This window comes from Pelagimonas sp. (assembly GCF_050633425.1).
In the GTDB taxonomy this organism is placed as follows: Bacteria; Pseudomonadota; Alphaproteobacteria; order Rhodobacterales; family Rhodobacteraceae; genus Pelagimonas.
On the sequence record NZ_JBOEGM010000026.1, the window covers coordinates 22,378 to 44,524 of the forward strand.

Sequence of the window (22,147 nt, forward strand, 5' to 3'; positions counted from 1 at the left end):
AAAACGCTCAGGGAGATATAACAATGACCATGACCAAACTCACCACATCCACATTGGCGCTGATCGTTGCAGCAGGGGCTGCCTCTGCCAGCTGTGACAGCGTGACATTCTCCGATGTGGGATGGACAGACATCACCGCAACCACCGCCGCAACCACCGTTGTGCTTCAGGCGCTGGGCTATGAGACAGACATCAAGGTTCTGTCCGTCCCCGTGACCTACACATCAATGGCCAAGGGCGACGTCGATGTTTTCCTAGGAAACTGGATGCCAACCATGGAAGCCGACATCGCGCCCTACCGTGAGGCCGGAACCGTTGACACCGTGCGCACCAACCTTGAAGGCGCGAAATATACATTGGCGACCAACGCCGCCGGTGCCGAAATGGGCATCAAAGATTTCGCTGATATTGCCAAAGCCGGTGATGCGCTTGACCAGACCATTTACGGTATCGAAGCGGGCAACGACGGCAACCGCCTGATCATGGACATGATCGCAGCGGATGCGTTTGGTCTCAGCGGCTTTGATGTCAAAGAAAGCTCTGAGCAGGGTATGTTGGCTCAGGTTGGCCGCGCCGATAACAAAGGTGACGCGGTTGTTTTCCTTGCGTGGGAACCCCATCCGATGAACGCCAATTATGACCTGACATACCTCACTGGTGGTGACGATTACTTTGGCCCGAACCTGGGTGGTGCAACCGTCGCGACAAACACACGCGCAGGTTATGTGGCTGAATGCCCCAATGTTGGTGCGCTGCTGAGCAACCTCGAATTCTCGCTCGCGATGGAGAATGAAATCATGGGCGCGATCCTCGACGATGGTCAGGACCCTGACGAAGCTGCAACGGCTTGGCTCAAAGCCAACCCTGCTGCCCTTGATAGTTGGCTCGCTGGTGTCACGACAAAAGATGGCGGTGACGCAATGGGCGCGGTCAAAGGTGCGCTGGGTCTGTAACGGTCCGATTGAAATTACCCGCCGCCCGGTCAAAAGGCGGCGGGTTTTTTATATACCTCAAGAAACTTCGCGAAAGATGTCATGTCGCTGACCCTGCTCGCCATTTTTATTCCGGCCTGTTTTGCGCTGAACCTGTCGCCGGGGCCTAACAACCTGTTGGCATTTTCCAATGCGTCACGTTTGGGCTTTTGGCCTGCCTTGGCGGGGGGGCTGGGGCGGTTGCCGGTCTTTGCGGCAATGATCGCTTTGGTGGCTTTGGGGCTGAGCACTTTGCTGACAACGTTTGAGGCGGCGTTGATTGTCGTCAAATATGCCGGTGCAGCGTATCTGATTTATGTCGGCTGGAAAATGTGGTCTGCACCCGCGCCCAGCGAAGCGGTTTCCAAGCAAACCAGCATTCTGGCGTTGATGCGTCGCGATATGAGTTTTGCGGCGGCCAACCCCAAGGCCATTGCTGTCTTCACCGCTTTCTTTCCGCAATTTATCGACCGATCTGGTGATCTCTTGTCGCAGTTTGCCTTGCTTGGAGCGTTGTTTCTGGCGCTGGAAGTGGCGGCGATTGCGATCTACGCTGTCTTTGGACGCGCCATGAGCCACGTGCTCACTCCGCCTCGTCTGCACCGCCTCAATCGCGGTGTCGGCGGTTTCCTGATTTTCTCCGGCCTGACCATGGCCCTCAAACCCGAGAGCTGATGTATGGACTGGCTAACCGAGTATAAAATACCCGTAGGAGACGCCGCCGAGGCGATGTTCAACTGGCTGCAGAAATACGGTGCAGTGTTTTTTGACGGCATGGCCGAGGCGATGGAATGGCTGATTGACGCCATTTTGTGGGTCTTGCAAACGCCGCATCCGCTGATTGTCATCGCTGTTATGGCCATCGCGTCTTGGTTTGTGCACCGCACTTGGAAAGTGCCTGCGCTTATCGTCATTGGGTTCCTGTTCATCATCAACCAAGGGTACTGGGAGGAAACCACCGAAAGCCTGACGCTGGTTTTGTCGGCCTGTGTGGTGTGTATGGGTGTGGGCGTACCGATTGGTATCGCCGCCGCACACCGTCCGCATTTATATGCGTGGATGCGCCCAGTGCTCGATCTGATGCAGACGTTGCCGACCTTTGTTTATCTGATCCCCGCGATTGTGTTTTTTGGAATCGGCATGGTTCCTGGCCTTATCGCGACGGTGATCTTTGTGGTTCCTGCCCCCATCCGGCTTACCTATCTTGGCATATCCTCAACACCGACGGCCTTGATCGAAGCCGCTGATGCCTTTGGTGCAACGCCACAGCAAAAGCTGTGGAAGGTTGAACTGCCAAGCGCGCTTCCGCAAATCATGGCCGGGTTGAACCAAACCATCATGTTGTCGCTTTCGATGGTCGTTATTGCTGCGTTGGTTGGTGCGGATGGCCTTGGCGTGCCGGTTGTACGGGCCTTGAACCGCGTTGATACAGGCCTTGGGTTTGAGGCTGGTTTGATCATCGTTGTCGTTGCAATCATGCTGGATCGCGCCCTGCGCGTGGGAGAAGACAAATGACCGCTGTTAGCTTTGATAATGTCTCGATCATGTTCGGCGATGCGCCAAAGTCCGCGCTGCCACACGCCGACAATGGCTTGAACCGCACGCAAATTCAGGAACAAACCGGTCAGGTTCTGGGTGTTCATGATTGCTCTCTTGAGGTGCAGGAAGGCGAGATTGTCGTTCTGATGGGCCTGTCTGGCTCGGGCAAATCGACGCTTTTGCGCGCTGTGAACGGGTTGAACCCGGTGGTGCGCGGCGCGGTGCGGGTCAATAGCGGCGATGGCATGGTGGATGTGGTCAGCTGTTCCAAAGCTGAGTTGCGCGATGTGCGCCAACATCGGGTCGCCATGGTGTTTCAACAGTTCGGCTTGCTGCCGTGGCGCTCGGTTGCTGAGAACGTGGGGTTTGGCCTTGAGCTTGCCGGAATGGAGAACACCAAACGCGCCGAGACAGTTCAAAGACAGTTGGAGTTGGTTGGTCTCAAAGACTGGGCGGATCGCAAGGTTGGCGAGTTGTCTGGTGGTATGCAGCAACGTGTCGGCCTTGCCCGTGCCTTTGCGACTGATGCGCCGATTTTGCTCATGGACGAGCCGTTCTCGGCCCTTGATCCGCTGATCCGCACCCGGCTTCAAGACGAGTTGCTGGAACTCCAACGCGAGCTTAAGCGCACCATCATTTTTGTCAGCCACGATTTGGACGAAGCTTTCAAACTTGGCAATCGCATTGCGATCCTGGAAGGGGGCCGCATCGTTCAGTCGGGCACCCCCCGAGACATTTTCTCGAATCCAATCAATGATTATGTGCAGGATTTTGTGGCCAACATGAACCCGCTTGGCGTTTTGACGGCGCGCGATGCAATGGAGCCGGGCACGGGCGACACCTCGATTGATGCTGAAACACCGATCCGGGACATCATGCCAAATCTTGGTCAGGGGCCCGTTACCGTCATGGAAAATGGTCAGCCCATTGGCCGGGTCTCGGCGCAAAGTGTTGTGGCGCGCCTGTCAACATAACAGCTGTCAATTCAACAGATGTTGTGAAGTTTGGGGGCCCAAACCCCCAAACGCTATTTAGCCAATCAGACGTTTGATTGCCGTGGCATGTTCGGGGCTGGCACCCGCGGTGTCTTGGGCCAGCTCTTTGGCAGCATCGACAACATCCCCTTCAACAATCTGGTTGATCAAACCCCAGTCCAGCGCGTCTTCAACCGGGATTTTTTGTCCCGCCATCAAAATCATCTTGGCACGAGATGTCCCGACAAGAGCAGACAACCGTTTGGGATCAGACGGTTGTGGTAAAAACCCAAGTTTCATCACCGGGTAAAAGACTTTGGCACCGGGGGCGGCGATCCGCAGATCGCAAGCGAGAAACATGCCCATGGCCCCGCCAGCAACCGTTCCGTTGGCCGCGCAGATCGTCAACGCATCCAAACGGGCAATTGCGCCAGACAACCGTTCCCAAAGCGGTGAAGTCGCCAGCCCAGCCCTAGCCGCGTCCAAATCTGCGCCTGCGGAAAACACTTTGCCGATACCGGTCAAAACCAAAACCCGCGACTCTCGCGCGTCTTCTGCGATCTCACAAAGTTGTTCCAGCATCTCAGCCGTCAGCGAATTGGCCTTGTCTGGGCGGTTAATGGTGGCGACCCAAAGGCCACCGTCTTTTTCAAGGGAAATCAAATCAAACCTACCTTTTTGCGGATCGTCTCGTCGCGTAGTGAAATTTCGTCGCCCACAAACCCGTCTGCATCCTCGCCACACATCCAAAGCAATGTTTTGGCGACCCATTCGGGGGGAATGTGATCTGACCAGTCTAGTTTGCTGATTGGATTGATGCCGGACGCTTTGATCTCGCGCTGCATCTGGGTTGCGACGGTTCCGGGCGATAACGAAAGGGCGCGAATGCCCTGATCGCGGTATTCTTTGTCGGCCATTTTGGTCAACATCAACGCCCCGGCCTTGGACGAGCAATAATGCGACCACGCCTCAACCGGGCCATGGGCCGCGCCTGATCCGATGGTCAACACTGTGCCTCCGCCGTTCTCCAACATCCCCGGCAATGCTGCGCGGAACCCATTGAAAACACCCTTGAGATTGATGTCGATCACCTGACCCCAGGCCTCTGGATCGGCCTCGGCCATATGGGCGACCGGTTCGATTACCCCGGCGTTGTTGATGAGGATATCAAGCCCGCCAAAGGTTTGAATACAGGCATCAACGGCCTGACTAACTTCCCAGTAGCGGGCAATATCGCATGGGATTGCAATGGCTTGCTCCCCGAATTCACCGGCAAGTTCGGCAATGGCCTCGGAAGACCGCGCAACCAGTGCCACATTGGCCCCGGCATTGGCGAATATCCGCCCAGCCTCGGCTCCGATTCCTCGGCTAGCCCCTGTTATTAAAACGGTTTTTCCAGAAAGATTCATGACAATCGCCCCTCTACATCTCGTAATCTAGTTAGAGCGTACAAAGTATGGAATCCAGTCCCTTGACCGGCTTTCGTCTGCCTACGACACTAGGGGCACATTTGAACCAACCGACAGAAAGAGGTGGATTATGAAACGGCTTTCCGGGGTATCAGCGCTGGCCCTCTGCGCATTTGTGACCCCAGCCCTCGCGGATGTGACGCCGCAACAGGTCTGGGATGATCTTGAAACCTATTTGCAGAGCTTTGGCTACACTGTCTCGGCCACAGAAGTTGCCGATGGTAGCAACCTCATTGTGAATGATGTGGTCATGTCGATGCCAATTCCCGAAATGGATGGCTCCGTGACCTTTACAATGGGCACAATGGGGCTGACCGATCAGGGCGACGGCACTGTTGCAGTGAGCTTTGCTGAGCAAATGCCGGTCCACGTTACCGGCACCGATGGCGGCGACGAGATCGACGTGACCGTTAACTTTGGCCAGCAAGACATGACCATGATTGTGTCGGGTGAGCCGGACAATCTGACATACGACTATTCCGCAACCAAAATGACGATTGCTCTGGGCAAGATGATGGCCGACGGTCAGGAAATCACCCGTGACATGTTCCGTTTTGACGTCGAAGCCGGCCCGCTAAGCGGCAAATCCACGGTTTTGCGTGCCGCAGGCATGCAAAGCATTTCGCAGGCGCTGAGCTATGGCGATGTCACTTATGACTTTGCCTTTAACGACCCAGACAGCGATGACGCCGGACTGTTTAACGGTGCCCTCTCAGGTGTGACAGGTGTCGCCGAGACCGTGATCCCCGAAGGTATCGACTTCTCCGACCCAACTGCGATTTTCGAAAGCGGGTTTGGCGTAGACGCGACCTTGGCGCATACCGGCGGCCGGATGGAATTTGCGGTTACCGAACACGGCGGGACAACCAACGGCAAGACCAGCTCGGCAACCGGCAGCATAACTGTGGCGATGTCGAGTGACAACCTGACATACAAAGTGGATAGTACCGAATCTGCAATCGACCTGTCTGGTCCCGAAATTCCTGTGCCGGTTAGCGCCAAGATGGCCGAAACGGGCTTTACATTTTCGGCCCCCTTGTCACCCGGTGATGCGCCCCAAGACGCCACGCTTGAAGTCGTAATGGGTGGGTTCGAAATGGCTGAAATGCTATGGAACCTGTTCGACCCAGCGGCCAATTTGCCCCGCGACCCTGCAACAATTCGCCTTGCAATGGATGCCAAAGTCTCTCCCTTTGCCAACATCTTTGATCCAAAAGCCATGGCCAAAATGGAGATGGAAGGCGGCGTTCCGGGTGAGCTGAATTCGGTTAACCTACGCGAATTGGTTATCGATGCTGTGGGGGGCAAAATTTTGGGCTCCGGCGCGTTCACCTTTGACAACTCCGACATGGAAAGCTTTGATGGCCTGCCGCGTCCAGAAGGCAAGTTGGACCTGTCAGTCGCTGGTGCGAATGGCTTGATCGACAAGCTGATCGGCATGGGCCTGATGGGTGAAGAGGACGCCATGGGTGCACGGATGATGATGGGCATGTTCACAGTGCCGGGTGCAGAACCCGACACGGCCACATCTGTTATCGAAGTAAATGCCGAAGGTCATGTTTTGGCCAATGGTCAGCGTTTGAAGTAACGCAGCTTCTGGAAATGGGCGGAGCAATCTGCCCATTTCCCTTTATCTTTGTGTTTCCTAACCCGGTCGCCAGATGGAAACATGCCCCCGGTTGGGGGGCGGGAGCAACCTTTGATATAGTTTGATATAGAATGTAGCTCCCACCTCTATCCGTGGCCTAGAACCCGGATTGTGTCGGCCCTGCATCACCGCCCAACGCACCGTCAAATTAACAACGGCGGATTTGGCGGTTGGTGGTGACCACTTTCGACACAGCCCGACCGGTCCTCTTGTACTCGGGCAGCTTGGATGACCGGTCGCGATGATGTTACTTCCGCAACGCGGGCAAGCCGACACCCGTCGCTTCAAATCCGCCATCTGCGGCCAGAATCTGACCGGTCACAAACGATGCTTTTTCCGATGCCAGAAAGCAGATCGCTTCCGCAATCTCACGCTCGCTCCCATACCGGTTCAATGGCAAAGCATCGTGATAGGCGTCGATGATCTCTTGGGAATGAACCGCCATCGCCAGTTTGGTGCGCACCGGGCCCGGTGCCACGCAATTGACGCGGATACCGTGCTCGCCCAATTCAGCGGCGTGTTGCTTGGTCAGCTGGATCACGGCCGCTTTTGATGTTCCATAAGCGACCCGCAAGGTCGACGCCCGTAAACCGCTGATCGAGGCGATATTGACCACCGATCCACGTGTTGCCTTCAAGGCATCCGTACAGGCCTGTGTGCACAGGAAAACCCCGTCCAGGTTGGTTTCCATCACCCGGCGCCAAGCGGCGAAATCTGTGTCGGCAACGGGTCCAAATTCGGCCACCCCGGCGTTGTTGATCAATGCATCAATTTGGCCGAGCCAGGTCATGACATCCGACACCATGCCCTCGACGGCAGCTGGGTCCGAGACGTCCCGTTCGACGGCCAAAACATTGCTGCGCGTTTCTGCGGCCTTGGACAATTCAGGCCCGTCGCGATCAACCATCGCAACATCCCAGCCCATTTCCAAAAATAAATCTGTCGTAGCAAGCCCGATCCCGCGCGCCGCCCCCGTCACAACTGCAACTTTCTTAGTCATGAAGCCCCCCTGCTTCTCTTTTGCATTAACTCCCGGAGAGGCACCTGTGGCGATGGAGCAAGGCCCCTGTCGCCCCCTAAAGGCGCATCAAATCCGGTAAATCTCCGGTCAACCCAGCGGCCTCGCGGATAAACCCGCGCCTCACTCCCGGCAGGCTACCGACAACAGCCATGCCAAGATCACGCCCCATGCGCAATAGCGCGTTGTCGTTGGAAAACAGCCTGTTAAACAGATCTGTCGCCGCCGCTAGAGACGCGGTGTCCCAGCGACGCCAGCTTTGGTAACGTTCTAACACCAGCTCTGATGCGAAATCCTCTCCGCGCTGAACCGCATGTGTGATCACATGCGCAAGGGCTGCGACATCGCGCAGTCCGGCGTTCAGCCCTTGCCCGGCGATTGGATGCATGCCGTGGGCCGCGTCACCGATCAACGCCATCCGTGTATCGATGAACCGATTGGCCAGTGTCAGGTTGAGCGGGTAGGCAAACCTCTGGCCTTCAAGGGAAATGTCGCCGAGGAAGTCGCCAAACCGCGGGCGTAAAACCTGCAGGTATTCCTGTTCAGACAGGGCATTTATGGCACGGGCCTGCGCATCTCTCTCGCTCCAGACAATCGAACTGCGGTTGCCTGTCAGCGGCAAGATCGCCAAGGGCCCCGGCGGTAAAAACAATTGGTGCGCGACACCACCATGCGGTTTTTCATGGGCGATGGCGCACACCAAAGCCGTCTGAGAGTAGCTCCATCCCGTCCGTCTGATACCGGCGCGGGCGCAAGTTCCACTTGCCCGACCATCGGCCCCAACCAACAAACGGCCGCTGATCTCTTCACCGCTGACCAATGTCACCTGCGCATGACGGGCGTCGCAATCCTGCGCAACAACGGTTTCGCCCGCGCGGTGCGTGATCAGTGGCTCTGCTTCCATTGCCCCAAGCAAAGCACGGCGCAAATACCGATCTTCAAGCATATAGCCCATCGGGCCTTCTTCAATCTCAGCACTGTCAAAATGCAGGCCCAAAAACACCGAAGCATCCCCAACGCGCCCGTCCGAGACTTTAATCTCATTCATCGCCTGGGCATTTTCAGCCAAATCACCCCAAAGCCCGAGTGCCGCCAACATACGTTTAGACGATTGCGCCAATGCATAAGATCGCCCATCGAAGCCCGGATCATCACGGGTATCTTTGGGCAGGGCGTCAATCACTGTGCTGCGAAGCCCAACCTGCGCCGCCGCCAAAGCCAAAGCCGGGCCGTTTAGCCCACCGCCGACGATGATGAGATCGTTGTTCATGCTGTTTATCTCACTCGGTTTTTAGCAGGCAATATGCGCTTCAAATCGCGATTGTCCATGCGCTTCGGTGCCGCTACCGTAATGAAAACAGCAAAGGGTGGCGGTATGGATTGGACAGTCAAAAGCGCAAGCGAGATGGGCGCGGCCATTGGGGCAGGGGCGCTTGACCCTGTGGAACTGACGCAGAGCTTTCTGGACAAGATCGCCACGCATCCTTTGGCCGATCGAATCTATGCGCGGGTCACACCCAACCGCGCGTTGGCCGAGGCCCGTGCAGCGTCGCAGCGCGCCAAAATCGGGCGGCGATTGTCTGGGCTGGATGGTGTGCCGGTGAGCTGGAAGGACTTGTTTGATACGGCCGGAACCGCCACCGAAGCCGGGTCGGCTCTGCTTACGGGGCGGGTGCCAGATCGTGATGCCGAGGTGTTGAATACGGCCTCTGCCATGGGCTTGGTCTGTTTGGGTAAAACCCACATGTCCGAGCTTGCCTTTTCAGGCTTGGGGTTAAACCCCGTGACCGCAACATCGCCTTGCGTAAACGACCACGACGCAGTGGCTGGTGGATCGTCGTCTGGTGCGGCAACATCTGTGGCATTTGGGCTGGCGGCGGCGGCGATTGGGTCTGACACGGGGGGATCGGTGCGTATCCCGTCCGCTTGGAATGACCTGGTGGGCTTGAAAACAACGTCTGGCCGTGTGTCGTTGCAAGGTGTTGTTCCACTGGCGGTCAAGTTCGACACGGTTGGGCCGTTGTGCCGAACTGTGGCGGATGCCGCACAGATGCTTGCCGTCTTGGAAGGCCGAGGCGGGCCCGATTTACGGGGCGCACAGGGGCTCAAGGGGAGACGTTTTGCAGCTCTGCAAACAATCGTGTTGGAAGATTTGGCCCCCCAAGTGGCGCAATCCTATTCTGAGTCCTTGGACAAAATGCGCGATGCCGGTGCCGAAATTGTGCCCCTTGATGTGCCGCAACTTGTGGCGTCAATGAATGACGCTGGCGTTCTTTATACGACCGAGGCATGGGCGACCTGGCGCAACGAAATTACTGCGCAGCCTGACCTGATGTTCAAACCGATCCGAGAGCGATTTGAAGCCGGGCAGCACCCCAGCGGCGCAGATTACGTGGCGGCATGGCAGCGTTTGGACCAGATGAGAACGGCATGGGCCACCGCAACCGCCGGTTTTGACGCAGTTTTGTGCCCCACGGCACCCAACTTGCCGCCTAAAATTGATGCGCTGATGGAGCTGGGGGAGACCTATGTCACGGCCAACCTCTTGACGCTGCGCAACACCCGCGTCGGCAATCTGACAGGAGGCTGCGGCATCACCATTCCAACCGGCACTCCGAGTTGTGGATTGCTTTTGACCGGGGCGCCAATGCAAGAAGATCGGCTTCTTAGGGTCGCACAGGCGGTTGAAATGGCCTTGAAAGCCTAGGGAAAGCCCCGGCAGAAACGCACCTGCGACATTCAAGCCACATCCTACGGGGAACAAACGCGGATTCTGGACAGGAGCCGCCGCAATTTCGTATCCTGCGCTCAAACGGGGCGACAATGATCCCGTAACCTGAGGCAGTATTATCATGTTCCCCGAGCGGTTTTCGAACCTACCGGCCTATGCGTTCCCGCGTCTGCGCGCCCTTTTGGACGTGCATGAACCGGGTGGCGAGGTTCGGCATATGTCGATTGGAGAGCCCAAACACGCCTTTCCGGCGTGGGTGACGGATGTGATTGTCGAACATGCTGCGGAATTTGGGCGATACCCGATCAATGAGGGCACGCCTGAACTGCGCGCGGCCATCGCGGGCTGGCTCAAGCGCCGTTACGACGCTGATGTTGACCCTGATACGCAAATTTTGGCGCTAAACGGCACCCGCGAAGGGCTTTATAACGCTGGTATCGCGCTCTGCCCGCAAGGCAGCACCGTGCTGATGCCGAACCCATTTTATCAGGTCTATATGATCTCGGCGATCTCAGCGGCGGCTGAACCTGTCTTTGTACCGGCGACCGATACAACGGGTCATCTTCCTGATTTCACGACGCTTCCGGTCGACCAATTGGACCGGGCAGCTCTGTGTTACATCTGCTCACCGGCCAATCCGCAGGGGGTCATCGCCGATGAAGCCTATTGGCAAGCGTTGATTGAACTGGGCGAAAAGCACGATTTTCAGATCCTTGCTGATGAGTGTTATTCCGAAGTGTATCGAGACACGCCTCCCGTTGGTGCCTTGCAAGTCGCGCAAGCAATGGGTGCGAACGCCGAGCGGGTTTTGACCTTTCATTCCTTGTCCAAGCGTTCGAACCTGCCGGGGCTTCGGTCAGGGTTTGTCGCGGGCGGACCGCAAAGCATTGCGCGATTGAAACAACTGCGCGCCTATGCGGGTGCGCCCATTCCGATGCCGCTTCAGCGCGCATCCGAACGGCTCTGGGCCGACGAAGAGCACGTGGTCGAAAACCGGGCGCTCTATAAAGCGAAATATGAATTGGCTGATCGCATTTTCGGCAATGTGCCCGGTTACATGTCCCCCAACGCGGGCATGTTCCTGTGGCTTCCTGTCGAAGATGGCGAAGAGGCAACCTTGAAACTCTGGAAGGAAACTGGCGTGCGTGTGCTGCCGGGGTCCTATCTGTCGCGCGATACTGCTGACGGAAATCCGGGGCAGGGATTTATACGGGTGGCCCTGGTCGCCCCTTACAAAGACACCGAAACAGGACTGACCCTCATCCGGGACTGCCTGTTTGGACAAGAATAAAAAGACGAGGCACGGTATGGCATCTTTTCAGGCACGCGGGCGCGACCCACTGTTCGACACTGACACGGCGGCAACGCTAGAACGACGTGGCCGCGAGCTGATTGGTATGGCGCTGATTGTGTTGGGGTTGATCGCCGCCGCAGCCATCGGCAGCTATTCCCCCAATGACCCGTCGTGGTTCAGCGCCTCTGATGCTCCGATTCAAAATTGGATAGGCCGGCCCGGTGCGTTGTTTGCCGCACCGTTGTACACGATCTGTGGATTGGGAAGCTGGGCAATTGCGGCGACTTTGCTGGTTTGGGGTGCGCGCTTCGTCCTGCATCTTGGCGAAAACCGCTTTTTCTGTGCTGTGTTCTCGCCGATTTGGATTGCACTTTGCTCTGTCTATGCCGCTGGTCTGCCGGAAAGCGTGGGCTGGAGCCATAGCTTTGGCATGGGTGGGCTGTTTGGCGATATGGTCATGGGGTCGATGCTCAACATCCTGCCATTTTCGGCTGGGGTGAGCCTGAAAATCATGCAGTTGTTGCTTGGTGGTGTCATCTTGGCGATGGGGGCCTTTGTGCTCGGCTCCACCCGTGACGAGCTGCGCAGCATTGCCCGTTTTTTGATTGTAGGCGTGGTTGTTTCCTATGCAACTTTGGTGCGCTTCACCGGGCGTGGTGCGGTTGGGGCGGCGCAGGCGGCTCAGCGTATGCAAGCCGCCAACGCAGAACGTCGCGACGCACGCAAAGCCGAAGAAGCCGAGGCTGCCGCTTGGGCCGCCGCCCAAGAGGCCGTTCCGGTTCCGGCGCGTGTTCAGCGCTCTGAAATCCCGCAAAGTGCTTTGGTTGAGGACGATAGCCTGATTGATGATGGCAATATCGAAGACGATTCCGAAACCAAGTCCGGGTTTTTGTCTCGCATGCCGTCTCTTATTCGTCGCGGGCAGGCTGACCCGATGCCGGAACCTGAAATGGTGTCCAACGTGATGGATCACGATGTCGAAGCGCCAAGCCAAGACCGCATCCAGTCCAAAATCGCCGATGCTGTCAAAACGCGTCGCCGTGAAAGCCCGGTTGCCGTTCGCGCCCAGCACGATCCAAGCAAGCCTCTGACCAAAGGGCGTGGCCATGGTCCGCAACCTTTGATCGTAGACACATCGCCCCGAGTCGGTGGGCTGCCCCCAGAGCCGCCATTGACGGCGGGCATGGCTGGTGCGATGGCGATCCCAGAGGCGCCCATGATGGATGCGGCTGACGATGTCATCTCATCAATGCCCCCCGCCCCAAAGGCGATTGTGGCCGAGTCCCATGCCGAACAATACGCGCAGCCGCCTGTTGATCAACACGCCGATCAACAGGTCGATCACTACGCGGAAATGAGCGAATTCGACGATTACGGCACAGACGCGCCTGTCGCGATGCCAGCCGCGCGGGAACCAGAAGCCGCCCCCGCGCCGCGCATTGCACAGCCCCATTTGCCCATTCCCAAAGCCGAGCCGAAAAAGGCGGTTGTCCAGCAGCCTGTCCGCAAACCGATTGTACAATCGAAACGCGCTCAGGCCGAAGCGCAACCCAGCCTCAAGTTTGACGACACCAAGCCCGAATATGAATTGCCAGCGCTTGGCCTGTTGATGTCGCCCGAAGCCATTGAGCGCCACCACCTGAGTGACGAAGCGCTCGAAGAAAACGCCCGCATGCTCGAGGCGGTTTTGGATGACTACGGCGTCAAAGGCGAGATCGTATCGGTCCGCCCTGGCCCGGTTGTCACCATGTACGAACTTGAACCGGCGCCGGGCCTGAAAGCCTCACGCGTTATCGGTCTTGCTGATGACATTGCACGGTCTATGTCTGCGCTTTCGGCGCGTGTGTCCACTGTGCCCGGCCGCAGCGTGATCGGCATCGAGCTGCCCAATGATTTCCGCGAAATGGTGTGTTTTCGCGAAATCCTTGCCGGGCGTGAATTCGGAGACGGTAACCACAAACTGCCGCTGGCGCTGGGCAAAGATATTGGTGGCGATCCAGTTGTTGCCAACCTAGCCAAGATGCCTCACCTTTTGATTGCGGGGACCACCGGCTCGGGTAAATCGGTTGCGATCAACACGATGATCCTGTCGTTGCTGTACAAGCTGACGCCGGATGATTGCCGTTTGATCATGATCGACCCCAAAATGCTGGAACTGTCCGTGTATGACGGCATTCCACACTTGCTCTCCCCAGTTGTGACCGACCCGAAAAAGGCTGTTGTTGCGTTGAAATGGGTCGTGGGCGAGATGGAAGACCGCTATCGCAAAATGTCGAAAATGGGTGTGCGTAACATTGACGGCTATAATGGTCGCGTTGCGGATGCGCAGGCCAAAGGCGAGATGTTCTCACGTACGGTTCAGACTGGTTTCGACGATGATACCGGTGAACCCGTGTTTGAAACCGAAGAGTTCGAGCCCAAGAAAATGCCATATATCGTCGTGATCGTCGACGAAATGGCCGATCTGATGATGGTGGCGGGCAAAGAGATTGAAGCCTGTATCCAGCGTCTTGCCCAGATGGCCCGTGCCTCGGGCATCCATTTGATCATGGCAACCCAGCGTCCATCGGTGGACGTGATCACCGGCACGATTAAGGCGAACTTCCCTACCCGGATTTCTTTCCAGGTGACGTCGAAAATCGACTCTCGTACCATCTTGGGTGAAATGGGCGCGGAACAGCTGCTTGGCATGGGCGACATGCTCTACATGGCTGGGGGAGCGAAAATCACCCGCTGCCACGGTCCGTTTGTGTCGGATGAAGAGGTCGAAGAAATCGTCAACCATCTCAAGGCCTTTGGTCCGCCTGAATATGTCGGGGGTGTTGTGGCCGGGCCGGATGATGAAAAGGCCAGCAATATCGATGCGGTCTTGGGTTTGAACACTGGCGGGAACACAACCGGCGAAGATGCCCTGTATGATCAGGCCGTGGCCATTGTGATCAAGGATCGCAAATGCTCGACGTCTTATATCCAGCGAAAGCTCGGCATTGGCTACAACAAAGCAGCCCGTTTGGTCGAGCAAATGGAAGATGAAGGTATGGTGTCGCCCGCGAACCATGTCGGGAAACGTGAAATCCTAGTCCCGGAGCAGTAAGAGACCGACCATATTGCCTGATTTTGCCAGTTTTCGAAGCGCTGTCGCACAGCTAAAGACGTTGCCGATCAAGGAACGCCGGAAACAGGCAAAGGCGCTTGGTTATGCCGCTATGGAGTTGGAGAAGGCCGGGGCCTTGCAAAACGCCAAGGAAATGACGGTTGCGATTGAGGCACTGGCCGCAGGGGCCATGGCCCATTACGCTTCACAGCGTCTCCATATGTCTCGGGCACGCTTGATGCGAAGGCGGCGCGAGGCTCTCGGCGATCCCGAACCCAAGATCCTTTTGGAAAAAGCGCGGACGTTGGATGTCGAGGCAGGGGGGCTTTGGATACAAGACGCCAGCAAGGATGTTGAGTATTCGGACAAAGAGCCTCTTCACAGCCATATGAACCGGTTGGGATATTTGTTCCTGAACTTGGGAGGTGACGGAGCCGTCAAAGTGCGGCTTCGCATTCATGAAAGCGGCGCTTGTGAACCGCAATCGCTTGAATTCAGGCGGCTCCGCGAGGCTACACAAGACGCTCGCCTGTCTTGTCCTACTGGAAAGCTGCGGATTTCTGGTGGTGGTGCCAAAAAGCTTGAGGTCTTGATTCCGGCTGGAAATCATCGCGTCGCGGCATATGGGCTTGGAATTGGGCGTGTGCCCGAGTGTCTGATTCTGGTGTCACCACAGGGGGATCGGGCCCCTGATCCGCTGACAGATACACCCGAGTTGCAGCTTTAAGCCAATCTCTCCCCCTTGATCGGCGCCCTTTCGCCCCTGATATCTGTTGCCACGCCCGCGCTATCGCATATCCGCACGGATCATGCGACAAAGCAGGCAATAGGAGCAGAAGGACCCAAGGATGATCCGCATATTTGTCGCCGCTTTGGCGCTGCTGATCGCAGCCATGCCCGCACAGGCACAAAAACTGTCGCTCAATGAGCTGTCGCGATACCTCAACACCATCAAATCCGCCGAAAGCAGTTTCACCCAGATCAATGCCGATGGCACGGTGTCAACTGGGACGATCTTGATCAAACGACCCGGTAAGGTGAGGTTTGACTATAACCCCCCTGAACGGGCTCTGGTGCTTGCCTCGGCCGGTGCCGTTTACATTCTCGATCGCAAACTAGGTGGACAGCCGGAGACCTACCCGCTCAAACGCACGCCCTTGTCGATTATCCTCGCAAAGAAGGTCAATCTTGGCGCCGCTGGGATGGTGACGGGGCACAGCTATGATGGCACAGCAACCATTGTCACCGCACAAGACCCAAAACATCCCGAATATGGGTCAATCCAACTGAAATTCACTGGAAACCCGGCGCAGTTGCGTCAATGGGTGATCAACGACGGCAACGGGTCAACCACAACTGTGGTTTTGGGTGGGTTGGCGCAAAAGAGCCTCCCCAACCGGATTTTCTACATCGAACCAGAGCTCGAAAAGCTCAAGTAACCCAAGCGATTGCAGCGCGCGACTTAGCGCGCTGCCCTACAATTTCGAAGCTGACTTTGATAGGTCACAGCACGCTGTCCGACCTCAGACGATACACGCAGCAGCCAGGATTTCGACTTGTAAGTGCCGCGTCGGTAGCCTCCGCGCCCTTCATGATAGGCAAGATACTGATTGCGTGCGTCCCATAACGAAATCCCAAGCTGTTCCTTGGTATCGTTCATGTACCAACCCATAAAGTCGGTCGCATCTTTGATGTTGTCTCGTCTTGCGCCACGGCGGCCCTGATCGGCCAGGTATTCTTTCCACGTTCCATCCAAGGCTTGGCTATACCCAAAGGCAGAGCTTTGACGGCCCGCCGGAATAACGCCAAGTCGGAACCGCAACGGTGTGCGCGCATCCGAGATGAATTTGCTTTCCTGATAGATTGTCGCCATCTGCACATGCACCGGCACGCCCCACTTACGCTCAGTCGCGCGGAAAGCTTTGTAATAGGTCGAACGCTGTTTCAAAATCTCACATGCGTTATCAAGACTGCGCGGCGCTTGGCCCGAACCGCCCCCTCCACAGGAGGCGACGAGTGCCAAAATCACCATTGCGCGAAGCCACTTGCTCATATGCCTCTCGCTTTTTGTATTTGTTATTTTGGCACAGTTTAGCCGATCAAAGCGGTTATGAAAATCACAATTCGGAAAGGGTATGGAAACCCGCCGGTTGCGGCGTTATCACGCCGTCTCAAAAGCTCTGTCGGAAGGCATTCCACACAGTGTTTCCCAAATAGCGCCCCCAAACGTTGGACAAGCCTCTCGCTTTTTCGGTAAAAAGGGGATTAAAGAGGCGGATGATGCAACATAAACGCGCTAAATATCACCTGGGCCAAGTGGTTAGGCACCGCAAGCATCCGTTTCGCGGGGTGGTTTTTGACGTCGATCCAGAATTTTCGAATACCGATGAATGGTATGAGGCCATTCCAGAAGAGTCGCGCCCAACAAAAAAGCAGCCGTTTTACCATTTGCTCGCAGAAAATGATCAAAGCTTTTACGTCGCTTATGTGTCTGAGCAAAACCTAGTTGCGGACTATTCAGGCGAACCTGTGGATCACCCGGATATTCCTGACCTGTTCGGCGCTTTTCATGATGGCAGCTACGAACTGCATTTTCAGCTTAATTAAACCAACCGTCGGACATGTCAGCAGGGGAAGACCAGCGGGCCGTGCCCGCCGGGAATTTTCTCGTGCATCCAGCGTTAGGTCAGGCGGTTCAACTCGGCCAAGAACGCGTCGACGCCCGCGTGCCCAATAGACCAATCGCAAACCAGTCGCCCGGTTACGATTGTGTCGTCCGATCCATTTTCGTCGCCCATCAGGTAATAGTTCGCACCCGCAGCCATCAAAGCCTTGTGCTGTCCGAGTGCGAGCTCAAAGAAAATCACATTGGCTGGGGCTTGGGTGAGCACGGTCACGCCGTTGTCTTGTAGTCCGGCATATAGGCGCGCAGCGCTGGAGTTGGCCCGTCGGGCAAGATCAAGCCACAGATCGTCAGCCAAATAAGCCTGCATTTGCGCCGCGAGATAACGGTGTTTGGAAAACAAATGCCCACCGCGTTTGCGGCGCAGTTCAAACTGATAGGCCAGTTTGGGATCAAAAATCACCACAGCTTCGACGCCCATCAGGCCGTTTTTGGTGCCGCCAAACACGGCAACATCAATGCCAAGCTTCCAGCTCATCTCAGCCGGGGAGCAGTCCAAGGCAGCACAAGCCTGCGCAAATCGCGCCCCGTCCAGATGGACAGGCATGTCAAATCCCTTGGCGATGTCGCAGAGCGCCTTCATTTCGGCCAACGTATAGACATTGCCGATCTCGGCGACGTTGGTGATAGACACCGCACCGCGTTGTGGACCATGCACACCGCGGTTTTCCTCACCTTCAATGGCGGTCCGTAGGCGTTCGGGGGTCATGCGATCACCGCCCGGAACCAGTGTCAGCTTGGCACCACCTGTATAAAACTCAGGCGCGTTGCATTCATCTTCGTGGATATGGGCGCGATCCGAACAGAACACGGTATCAAAGGGTTGGCACAGGATCGACAGCGCCAAAGCATTTGCGGCGGTTCCGGTTGGGACCAAATAAACAGCGGCTTCTGGCGCTTCGAACAGCGTGCGAATTTGATCGGCGACGTCGCGGGTCAGATCATCATTGCCATAGCCAAAGGTGTACCCTTCATTGGCCTTGGCAATCGCTTCCAGAACGGAAGGGTGGGCCGGGCCGGAATTGTCAGAGGCGAAAAACATCAAACAGGCTCCTCAATGATGTGGTCTTCCCAATCTTCGTCCGCGATATCATATTCGGACACTGTTTGCCCTCTCATCGAAACGCCGGCCTCATGAACACTCTCGGAACGGCCCGTAATCAGGGGGTGCCAATCGGGCAGGGGCGCATTGTTCCAAACCCGCTTGTAGGCGCAGGTTTCGGGCATCCAATACAGGTTCTTTTCGATATTGCCTGGTCGCAACACGATGCATTCGGGTACAAATTTGTGGCGGATTTCATATTTGGCGCACAGGCAGGTCGTATCGTCGAGCAATCGACAGGCAACACGGGTCAAAGCAACTTCGCCGGTGTCTTCGTCTTCGAGCTTGTTGAGGCAACACTTGCCGCAGCCGTCACACAGGGCTTCCCATTCCGCGCCCGACATTTCGTCCATCCGCTTATGTTCCCAAAAGCGGTCGCTTAGGCCGGTGCGGTTGATCTGATCGCTCATAAAGCGGCCAAAATGGCGCGGGCTTGATCGCAATCGCGATCCATCTGAGTGATCAGCGCATCCAACCCATCGAATTTCAGTTCCGGTCGCAGGTAATCGACCAATGCGACAGACAAGGTCGCGCCATAAAGATCACCGGTGAAATCAAACACGAATGTTTCGATATTGGGCATGTTTTCGCCAAACATCGGTCGGACGCCGACCGAGGCCGCGCCGTGGTAACTGCCCTTGTGCGGGCCATCCATAACGTCGACCAGAACAGCATAGACACCAAATTTTGGCGGATGCAGCCCGTCGATGGACATGTTCGCGGTGGGATACCCAAGCTCACGACCGCGCTGTTCACCGCCGATGACTTCGCCTTCGATCCGGTGCCAATGGCCCAGCTGCATCGCAGCATCACGCGGACGACCGTCGCCCAAAGCTGTTCGAATAGCCGTTGAAGACACTTGCACCCCTCCGGTTTCCAAAAGATCAGCGATGGTGACACCAAAGCCCATTTCACGCCCAAAGGCTTTGAGATCTTCGACAGTGCCTTTGCGCCCCTGCCCAAAACAGAAATCCGCCCCAACGACGATATGAGTCAGGCCTAGGCCATCACAGATGACATTTTGCGCAAATTCGCGAGGCGTCAAAGAGGCCAGGGCGGTGTTGAAATTCAGTTGAAACAGATGATCTACCCCAAGTTTTGCAAGCCGAGAGGCACGGGCCTCGGCGCTCATCAAGCGAAACGGCGGGGCGTCCGGGGCAAAGTATTCCCGTGGATGGGGCTCAAAGGTCATCACCCCCAGCGGCGCGTCGGGTGCGGCCTGTTGGGCCAAAGCGATCACGGCTTGGTGGCCCCGATGCACGCCGTCAAAGTTGCCAATCGCAGCACAGGCGCCGCGATCTTTGGGAGTGGTGAACTGATAGTCTCTGATAATCCGCATAGGGGGGGCTTAGCCTTGCTTTTTCTTTTGCGCAAGCGCTGTGCCAATGCGGGCGATACCTTCTTCGATCCGCTCGGTCGGGATCGAGCTATACCCCAATCGGTAATAATTATGCGGGCGATCAGGTCCGGCAAAAAACGCTTCGCCGGGCTCAAGCAAAACGCCTTGTTCACGCATGCGTTCCGCAAATTTGCGGGTGTCGCAGTTTTCAGGGGCCTGCATCCAAAGCGCGGAACCGCCATGTGCTCCTTTGCCTGCAATTTCGAGCCCATGTTCGGCAATGGCGGTCTCCATCACCTGCCGGCGTTCAGTCAGGGCCAGACCAATGCGCCGCACCAACGCATCGTAATGCCCAAGCGATAAGAAATAGGCCGCAGTGCGTTGGATATGACCGGGGGGATGGCGCAAAACGCTGGCGCGCAGAGCCCGCGCCTCGCGAATAAATTCAGCGGATCCAACCATGTAACCAAGCCGAAGTCCCGGAAACAGCGACTTGGAGAAGCTGCCAACATAGATCACGCGCCCGTCTTCATCGAGGCTTTTGAGCGCGGGGCTTGGGGGGGCCAAAAACGACATTTCGAACTCGTAATCGTCTTCGACAATGAGGGCGTCAATCTCGGCGGCGCGTTTCAATAACGCATCGCGCCGGTCACGGGGCAGGGTCGATGAGGTCGGACATTGATGGCTTGGGGTGGTGAAAATCACCCGGCTGTCCCTTGGAATCGCATCAGGTGGCAGCCCCTGTTCATCAACTGCGACGGGGGTGATTTCGGCTCCGGTTTGCCGCAATAACCCGCGCAATTCGGGATAACATGGATCTTCTACCGCGACCTTACGACCATCCGAGGCCAACAGTTGAGAGGCCAGCCAGAGGGCATTCTGCGCGCCCAGCGTGATCAGAATTTCGTCAGGTCCGGCAATAATCCCGCGTCTCGGCAGGCTGTGCCGGGCGATAAATGTCACCAGTTCAGGATCGTCGAGATCAAATTGATCCTGCGTCAGAGACACGAAATCCTTGGCCCCTAACGCCTGCATCGCGCAAAGCCGCCAATTGGCGTGATCAAACAGTTTCTGGTCGGTTTGGCCGTAAATGAACGGGAACCGATACCTCGACCAATCGCTTGGCCGCGCGAGGCCCATCGGCCGATCAGAGGCAAAGCGACGGGCCAAGGCACTGTCCCAGTCCACCTTATCCTCGGCTTGGGTCAGGGGGCCAAAGTCCGGTGGCTCGGGGGCATTTTCGCTAACAAAATAGCCCGATCGCCCCCGTGATATCAGATAATCATTCGCGAGAAGTTCGGTATAGGCCAACGTGACAGTGATCCGACTCACGCTTAGGTGTTTGGCCAATAATCGCGTCGAAGGGAGCTTTTCCCCTCGTCTGAATCGCCCCGACAAAATGCCCTCGGCCACCATCTGTTGGATGCGGGCCTGAAGGGTGCCTTGGGTGTTTTGCGCGAGGAAGAATGTTTCGACAGGTATCGCCATGGGAGCAAGATAAGCTGGCTTTAAAACGGCTGCAATCTGGATATACGATTATTCGGCTGGTTTCACCCGGTCACCGAAAATAGCAGAGCCAACACGGATATGCGTGGCCCCAAAGGCAATGGCCTGTTCGAAATCAGCGCTCATTCCCATCGACAAACCGGACAACCCGTTGCGCTCAGCAATCTTGCGCAGCAACGAGAAGTGCAGGCTTGGGGTTTCCTCGGCTGGGGGAATGCACATCAACCCTTTGACCGGGAGATCAAGGCCGCGTGCCTCGGTGATGAAAGCATCGGCTTCGGCGGGTCGGACCCCGGCCTTTTGCGGTTCTTCGCCGGTTTTGATCTGAATGAACAGGTCTGGGCAATGGCCCAGCTCTTGGGCGAGACGCGCCAGAGACGTCGCAAGTTTGGGCCGATCGACAGAATGAATGGCGTCAAAGAGTTCCATGGCCTGACGGGCTTTGTTGCTCTGCAATGGGCCAATAAGGTGAACATGAACGCCCTCAAAACGGGTTTTCAGATCTGGCCATTTCTCAGCGGCTTCTTGAACGCGGTTTTCGCCGAACAGCTTGTGGCCCTGGTCCAAAACAGCTTCGACGCGGTCAATTGGCTGTACTTTGCTGACAGCAATCAGTTCGACGTCAGACGGGGAACGCCCCGCCTCTTGGCAGGCGTTGGTGATGCGGCTCTTTATGTCCATCAAACCCATGTCGGCTCTCCGAGATCAGTGTCGTCTTCTGATGTCTCAGCTAAAGGGCTTTGCCGCAAAAGAAAAGAGCGGGCCGAAGCCCGCTCTCT

The 22,147-nt window shown here is 56.7% G+C and carries 21 protein-coding genes; 11 read left to right on the top strand and 10 right to left on the bottom strand.

The window, feature by feature from the left end:
- Positions 1 to 29 precede the first annotated feature (29 nt).
- The 4 genes from choX (at position 30) to choV (ending at position 3,484) form a co-directional block, all read left to right on the top strand.
- Entirely contained in the window at positions 30 to 953 is a 924-nt protein-coding gene (choX, locus tag ACRBB0_RS21150; RefSeq protein WP_431376568.1) for a choline ABC transporter substrate-binding protein, read from the top strand.
- A gap of 81 nt (positions 954 to 1,034) precedes the next feature.
- Positions 1,035 to 1,646, top strand: coding sequence for a LysE family translocator (locus tag ACRBB0_RS21155; RefSeq protein ID WP_431376457.1), 612 nt, complete (start codon positions 1,035 to 1,037; stop codon positions 1,644 to 1,646).
- 3 nt (positions 1,647 to 1,649) lie between these two features.
- Entirely contained in the window at positions 1,650 to 2,486 is an 837-nt protein-coding gene (choW, locus tag ACRBB0_RS21160; protein ID WP_431376458.1) for a choline ABC transporter permease subunit, read from the top strand.
- Positions 2,483 to 3,484, top strand: coding sequence for a choline ABC transporter ATP-binding protein (gene choV, locus ACRBB0_RS21165; RefSeq protein ID WP_431376459.1), 1,002 nt, complete (start codon positions 2,483 to 2,485; stop codon positions 3,482 to 3,484). The genes choW and choV overlap by 4 nt, the downstream gene beginning before the upstream one ends.
- Positions 3,485 to 3,541: 57 nt before the next feature.
- Here the strand turns inward: choV and ACRBB0_RS21170 are convergent, their stop codons facing one another.
- Positions 3,542 to 4,147 (bottom strand): enoyl-CoA hydratase/isomerase family protein, encoded by a 606-nt coding sequence (locus ACRBB0_RS21170; RefSeq protein ID WP_431376460.1) that lies wholly within the window; start codon positions 4,145 to 4,147, stop codon positions 3,542 to 3,544.
- A complete protein-coding gene (locus tag ACRBB0_RS21175) occupies positions 4,144 to 4,893 on the bottom strand; it encodes an SDR family oxidoreductase (protein ID WP_431376461.1) in 750 nt (249 codons plus the stop codon). Before ACRBB0_RS21175 ends, ACRBB0_RS21170 begins: the two co-directional genes overlap by 4 nt.
- A 130-nt stretch (positions 4,894 to 5,023) precedes the next feature.
- Between ACRBB0_RS21175 and ACRBB0_RS21180 the strand changes: the two genes are divergently transcribed.
- A complete protein-coding gene (locus ACRBB0_RS21180) occupies positions 5,024 to 6,541 on the top strand; it encodes a DUF2125 domain-containing protein (protein WP_431376462.1) in 1,518 nt (505 codons plus the stop codon).
- Between the two features lie 307 nt (positions 6,542 to 6,848).
- Here the strand turns inward: ACRBB0_RS21180 and ACRBB0_RS21185 are convergent, their stop codons facing one another.
- Together ACRBB0_RS21185 and ACRBB0_RS21190 are read right to left on the bottom strand one after the other, a co-directional pair.
- Positions 6,849 to 7,601, bottom strand: a complete 753-nt coding sequence (locus tag ACRBB0_RS21185) for an SDR family NAD(P)-dependent oxidoreductase (RefSeq protein WP_431376463.1) — start codon at positions 7,599 to 7,601, stop codon at positions 6,849 to 6,851.
- Between the two features lie 76 nt (positions 7,602 to 7,677).
- On the bottom strand, positions 7,678 to 8,889 hold the full coding sequence (locus tag ACRBB0_RS21190) for a UbiH/UbiF/VisC/COQ6 family ubiquinone biosynthesis hydroxylase (protein WP_431376464.1): 1,212 nt from the start codon (positions 8,887 to 8,889) through the stop codon (positions 7,678 to 7,680).
- 105 nt (positions 8,890 to 8,994) lie between these two features.
- Here ACRBB0_RS21190 and ACRBB0_RS21195 point away from each other — a divergent pair, with 105 nt between their 5' ends.
- From ACRBB0_RS21195 to ACRBB0_RS21215, 5 genes are all read left to right on the top strand, one after another.
- Positions 8,995 to 10,326: an amidase gene (locus tag ACRBB0_RS21195; protein ID WP_431376465.1), complete on the top strand. Its 1,332-nt coding sequence runs from the start codon at positions 8,995 to 8,997 to the stop codon at positions 10,324 to 10,326.
- A gap of 145 nt (positions 10,327 to 10,471) precedes the next feature.
- Complete coding sequence (locus tag ACRBB0_RS21200; RefSeq protein ID WP_431376466.1) at positions 10,472 to 11,641, top strand: aminotransferase class I/II-fold pyridoxal phosphate-dependent enzyme; 1,170 nt, start codon at positions 10,472 to 10,474, stop codon at positions 11,639 to 11,641.
- A 16-nt stretch (positions 11,642 to 11,657) separates the two neighbouring features.
- A complete protein-coding gene (locus ACRBB0_RS21205; protein WP_431376467.1) occupies positions 11,658 to 14,738 on the top strand; it encodes a DNA translocase FtsK in 3,081 nt (1,026 codons plus the stop codon).
- A 13-nt stretch (positions 14,739 to 14,751) separates the two neighbouring features.
- On the top strand, positions 14,752 to 15,465 hold the full coding sequence (locus ACRBB0_RS21210; protein WP_431376468.1) for a hypothetical protein: 714 nt from the start codon (positions 14,752 to 14,754) through the stop codon (positions 15,463 to 15,465).
- A 121-nt stretch (positions 15,466 to 15,586) separates the two neighbouring features.
- On the top strand, positions 15,587 to 16,177 hold the full coding sequence (locus tag ACRBB0_RS21215) for a LolA family protein (RefSeq protein ID WP_431376469.1): 591 nt from the start codon (positions 15,587 to 15,589) through the stop codon (positions 16,175 to 16,177).
- Between the two features lie 23 nt (positions 16,178 to 16,200).
- Here the strand turns inward: ACRBB0_RS21215 and ACRBB0_RS21220 are convergent, their stop codons facing one another.
- A complete protein-coding gene (locus ACRBB0_RS21220) occupies positions 16,201 to 16,791 on the bottom strand; it encodes a lytic transglycosylase (protein WP_431376470.1) in 591 nt (196 codons plus the stop codon).
- A 227-nt stretch (positions 16,792 to 17,018) separates the two neighbouring features.
- On the opposite strand from ACRBB0_RS21220, the gene hspQ reads away from it, so the two are divergent.
- The gene (gene hspQ, locus ACRBB0_RS21225) at positions 17,019 to 17,345 is read left to right on the top strand and encodes a heat shock protein HspQ (RefSeq protein ID WP_431376471.1); all 327 of its coding nucleotides are present in this window, start codon (positions 17,019 to 17,021) and stop codon (positions 17,343 to 17,345) included.
- Positions 17,346 to 17,419: 74 nt separating this feature from the next.
- On the opposite strand, the gene ACRBB0_RS21230 is transcribed toward hspQ, so the two are convergent.
- The 5 genes from ACRBB0_RS21230 to ACRBB0_RS21250 are packed head-to-tail and all read right to left on the bottom strand — an operon-like array spanning position 17,420 to position 22,058.
- Entirely contained in the window at positions 17,420 to 18,463 is a 1,044-nt protein-coding gene (locus ACRBB0_RS21230; RefSeq protein WP_431376472.1) for a threonine aldolase family protein, read from the bottom strand.
- Entirely contained in the window at positions 18,463 to 18,933 is a 471-nt protein-coding gene (locus ACRBB0_RS21235; RefSeq protein ID WP_431376473.1) for a YcgN family cysteine cluster protein, read from the bottom strand. Before ACRBB0_RS21235 ends, ACRBB0_RS21230 begins: the two co-directional genes overlap by 1 nt.
- Positions 18,930 to 19,862 carry a bifunctional riboflavin kinase/FAD synthetase gene (locus ACRBB0_RS21240; RefSeq protein WP_431376474.1) on the bottom strand — a complete coding sequence of 311 codons (933 nt, stop codon included), beginning with the start codon at positions 19,860 to 19,862 and terminating at the stop codon, positions 18,930 to 18,932. The genes ACRBB0_RS21235 and ACRBB0_RS21240 overlap by 4 nt, the downstream gene beginning before the upstream one ends.
- 9 nt (positions 19,863 to 19,871) lie before the next feature.
- A complete protein-coding gene (locus tag ACRBB0_RS21245) occupies positions 19,872 to 21,350 on the bottom strand; it encodes a PLP-dependent aminotransferase family protein (RefSeq protein WP_431376475.1) in 1,479 nt (492 codons plus the stop codon).
- A gap of 48 nt (positions 21,351 to 21,398) precedes the next feature.
- Positions 21,399 to 22,058: a YggS family pyridoxal phosphate-dependent enzyme gene (locus ACRBB0_RS21250; protein ID WP_431376476.1), complete on the bottom strand. Its 660-nt coding sequence runs from the start codon at positions 22,056 to 22,058 to the stop codon at positions 21,399 to 21,401.
- Positions 22,059 to 22,147 lie beyond the last annotated feature (89 nt).

Bases quoted from the DNA above. Each gene is read 5' to 3' on its own strand.
- choX (WP_431376568.1), top strand. From the start codon at position 30: ATGACCAAACTCACCACATCCACATTGGCGCTGATCGTTGCAGCAGGG.
- ACRBB0_RS21155 (WP_431376457.1), top strand. From the start codon at position 1,035: ATGTCGCTGACCCTGCTCGCCATTTTTATTCCGGCCTGTTTTGCGCTG.
- choW (WP_431376458.1), top strand. From the start codon at position 1,650: ATGGACTGGCTAACCGAGTATAAAATACCCGTAGGAGACGCCGCCGAG.
- choV (WP_431376459.1), top strand. From the start codon at position 2,483: ATGACCGCTGTTAGCTTTGATAATGTCTCGATCATGTTCGGCGATGCG.
- ACRBB0_RS21175 (WP_431376461.1), bottom strand. From the start codon at position 4,893: ATGAATCTTTCTGGAAAAACCGTTTTAATAACAGGGGCTAGCCGAGGA.
- ACRBB0_RS21180 (WP_431376462.1), top strand. From the start codon at position 5,024: ATGAAACGGCTTTCCGGGGTATCAGCGCTGGCCCTCTGCGCATTTGTG.
- ACRBB0_RS21185 (WP_431376463.1), bottom strand. From the start codon at position 7,601: ATGACTAAGAAAGTTGCAGTTGTGACGGGGGCGGCGCGCGGGATCGGG.
- ACRBB0_RS21190 (WP_431376464.1), bottom strand. From the start codon at position 8,889: ATGAACAACGATCTCATCATCGTCGGCGGTGGGCTAAACGGCCCGGCT.
- ACRBB0_RS21195 (WP_431376465.1), top strand. From the start codon at position 8,995: ATGGATTGGACAGTCAAAAGCGCAAGCGAGATGGGCGCGGCCATTGGG.
- ACRBB0_RS21200 (WP_431376466.1), top strand. From the start codon at position 10,472: ATGTTCCCCGAGCGGTTTTCGAACCTACCGGCCTATGCGTTCCCGCGT.
- ACRBB0_RS21205 (WP_431376467.1), top strand. From the start codon at position 11,658: ATGGCATCTTTTCAGGCACGCGGGCGCGACCCACTGTTCGACACTGAC.
- ACRBB0_RS21215 (WP_431376469.1), top strand. From the start codon at position 15,587: ATGATCCGCATATTTGTCGCCGCTTTGGCGCTGCTGATCGCAGCCATG.
- ACRBB0_RS21220 (WP_431376470.1), bottom strand. From the start codon at position 16,791: ATGAGCAAGTGGCTTCGCGCAATGGTGATTTTGGCACTCGTCGCCTCC.
- hspQ (WP_431376471.1), top strand. From the start codon at position 17,019: ATGCAACATAAACGCGCTAAATATCACCTGGGCCAAGTGGTTAGGCAC.
- ACRBB0_RS21230 (WP_431376472.1), bottom strand. From the start codon at position 18,463: ATGTTTTTCGCCTCTGACAATTCCGGCCCGGCCCACCCTTCCGTTCTG.
- ACRBB0_RS21235 (WP_431376473.1), bottom strand. From the start codon at position 18,933: ATGAGCGATCAGATCAACCGCACCGGCCTAAGCGACCGCTTTTGGGAA.
- ACRBB0_RS21240 (WP_431376474.1), bottom strand. From the start codon at position 19,862: ATGCGGATTATCAGAGACTATCAGTTCACCACTCCCAAAGATCGCGGC.
- ACRBB0_RS21245 (WP_431376475.1), bottom strand. From the start codon at position 21,350: ATGGCGATACCTGTCGAAACATTCTTCCTCGCGCAAAACACCCAAGGC.
- ACRBB0_RS21250 (WP_431376476.1), bottom strand. From the start codon at position 22,058: ATGGGTTTGATGGACATAAAGAGCCGCATCACCAACGCCTGCCAAGAG.